Here is a 2798-nt window from a genome sequence, read left to right as displayed (position 1 = left end):
AGCTGAACAGGAGGGACAGCTGATAGAAACAGAAGCCACTGGAGCACCTCAAAAACACCATCATACACTAAATCAGTAAGTTGGCAGCATCACCTGAGCATGCGTACTGACGATCCTGTTATCCGCCGACACTGCCAGAAGGCCATACGGATGCTGGCCAGAAAAATGCCTTGATCTGCACAATGCTGCGTCTGCGACTATGGTTTTCTCTTTGATGCCTTCTGTTAGGCAGATACAAGCCATTTTATTTAAAAAGCTTAATCCATTATAGAACTTAAATATTTTTCATCTGTCGAATCAGTTACAGAGATATTCCTCTGTAACGAATTTTCCCCGCCCTGAGCGGGTTTTTTTTGTCCTGAAAACGGATGCGTAGCCTGAAGGTATGAAGCGAATCCACCACAACTATTCGGCACTAAGGCGTAAAAAGCTCTCTGCATGTTTTTGTCATGGACTTACCGGAAACATCTTTTGGGTTACCTTCTTCGCGGCAGTTCTTGACCGCACTGTTATGTTAAAAGAGAGTGTTCAGGCAGTTGTACCTGAAACCTGACGGCGCAGAAATGAGAACGCAAAAGCGATCCATGGGATATGTGGCTATGTGGTCGATGACTATGACCGCGAGATTGAGTATTACGCCGACAAGATGGGTTTTTCCCTGGTTGAGGACACACCGCAGCCAGGTAAACGCCGGGTTGTCGTTACACCTAACTTGGAGAGCCACTGTAATCTTCTCCTGACCCACACTTCAAACGAGAGGCAGGAAGATTTTATTGGCAATCAGTGTGGTGGGCGGGTATTCCTGTTCCTGCAGACCGAGACTTCCGGCGTGGCTACACCGCTATGAAAACAAAGGGCGTTCACCGCTGTCAGAAGCCGTGTGAGGGGGAGTATGGGGGGCGCTGTGTTTTATGACATTTATGGCAACCGCTGGGATCTCCACCAGAGCGCTCAGCTCTGATAGCTATGCGACTGCGCACGTCCGGTGCGTGGCCGGGATGCTATATTCAACGTAGTGGACATTTTCAGTCATCATGAGTGAAACGTCTGCTACCCGCTCATACCGGATTCTGCAACTGCGACAGTCCGCTATGTGCAGAAGCGGGCGTTGTTAACATCTTGCTATAGTCAATTATAGGGAGCAGCCCAAACTGGCTATCCTGGAGCGCGATTTGATCCCGCTGCTTAAGAATAATCTGTAAAATTAACAACCTGGTAAGAAAGTATAAAGTAAATGTACGGCTTGCTAGCTGATGCCAAAATGTTTTTGTTAATGTCTTTCTTCACTAATATAAACAGGGCGCTCATGCTCAAGGCGCCCGGAGGGAAACATGCGTTCTGTTATAACTGGAGCACTAATTGCAATCACGAGCGGGCTTATGGGAGCTGCGCTTTGTAATAATCATGCTTTTTTCAAAAGCCTGACTGATCATCCTGCCAGTGTTTCAAACGATCAGTCCGCTGGCTTCTGGATTACACCGGCCGTGAAGGGTTATGGCGAAATCCACTATGAACGCAGTGCTGCCTTCCAGCCCACCCCAGACCTGAGCAATAAAATCGTTTTCAAGGTGGGGCAGGCCGGAGACAACACATCATTGCCGAATCCGGCCCTGGAAAAAGTCGCGCAGGTGGTTAATCTCTATGTTGCAGCCGGGGTTCCCACCAACAAACTCAGATTTGTCGTTGCGGTGAACGGTGGCGCAACGCCGGCGATGCTTGATAACGTGCATTATCAAAAAATATATGGCACTGACAACCCAAACCTTAAGCTCATTTCGGCCCTTCAGAGCCAGGGAGTCAAAGTGAGCATATGCGATCAGGCTATCGCCTGGCATCATTATAAAAAGAACTGGATCGCTGGCTCGGTTATACATACGCCTTCCGCTCTGACCACAATAACAACCTTACAGAACAGGGGTTATGCCTTCCTGGAAATGTAAAGCGGATTGGCAGGCCTTGTTGAATAAATGGAAGGTAGCCTTATTGCACCTTTCGTCAGATAATTTTCTTAAACCACCTTACACATGCTCAAAGCCTTACTGATATGCAATAAGCCGCTTTTATGCCAGTGATATTACTTCAGTAACACCGCTCCATGTCGCGCCTATAGTAGAAAAGTTATTGACTCCAGCTCAGGTCGGAAACATCAGCAGTCGTGATGAGGTAAAACGCTTTCCCGCCGGCGGACTCAAACAGGCTGGCAGCTTTTTTAATATCATCAACATGAACGGCAAAATGCTGGATGCGGTAACCGCTCAGGGGACCGAAGCCTGCCTTGCTCTCACAGAAAGAAGGCAGCGACTGCAAGCGTCAGGGAGAAAGATGCCTGGCGGAACATTACCCGCGACGTGGTAAAAGCAGGTGCAACTCCGAGTCGCATTCGCTGCACTTCCAGTGCTGATGCTGTCAGCATGCGGCGGCAGTCCTTCGAGGTAGCTAATAACATTACAGCGTTTGGTTAATCTCTTCAGTAAACTCAGCCAGGCGGGAAAGGTCAGCGATGCCGATTTCCCATCAGACATGAAAGATGAACAGCGCGTCAGAATGCTTCGGCTCAATGTTTAACGGTGGTGGGCATGGTACATGGAGGCAAATCAGTTACTCTTCACAGTACAAAAGTTGATTTAAAACTGGTCTCGTAAGTTTAAGTAGACTAGGGTTCAGGCGGAAAACAGCTGATAATTGAGGTCGTTTTGTTTACAGGTAAGCGTACAGCGTGAACCGTCTGGTCATAATCTGAAGCATCCGACAAAGTGGTGTCCACCAAATAAGTAGTGGGAACCAAAGTGTCAGATATG

The 2798-nt window shown here is 48.1% G+C and carries 1 protein-coding gene and 1 pseudogene; both read left to right on the top strand.

The genetic code is table 11. The features are described from left to right. Positions 1-563 precede the first annotated feature (563 nt). Positions 564-961 (top strand): annotated as a pseudogene (locus FHW04_RS23410) (VOC family protein). A gap of 370 nt (positions 962-1331) precedes the next feature. After that, positions 1332-1940 (top strand): DsrE family protein, encoded by a 609-nt coding sequence (locus FHW04_RS23405; RefSeq protein ID WP_048783021.1) that lies wholly within the window; start codon positions 1332-1334, stop codon positions 1938-1940. Positions 1941-2798: the final 858 nt, after the last annotated feature.

The organism is Pantoea sp. AN62 (assembly GCF_050432985.1).
In the GTDB taxonomy this organism is placed as follows: domain Bacteria; phylum Pseudomonadota; class Gammaproteobacteria; order Enterobacterales; family Enterobacteriaceae; genus Pantoea; species Pantoea brenneri.
The sequence above is the reverse complement of the archived record's forward strand: the minus strand, read 5'-3'. Positions and strand labels throughout refer to the sequence as shown.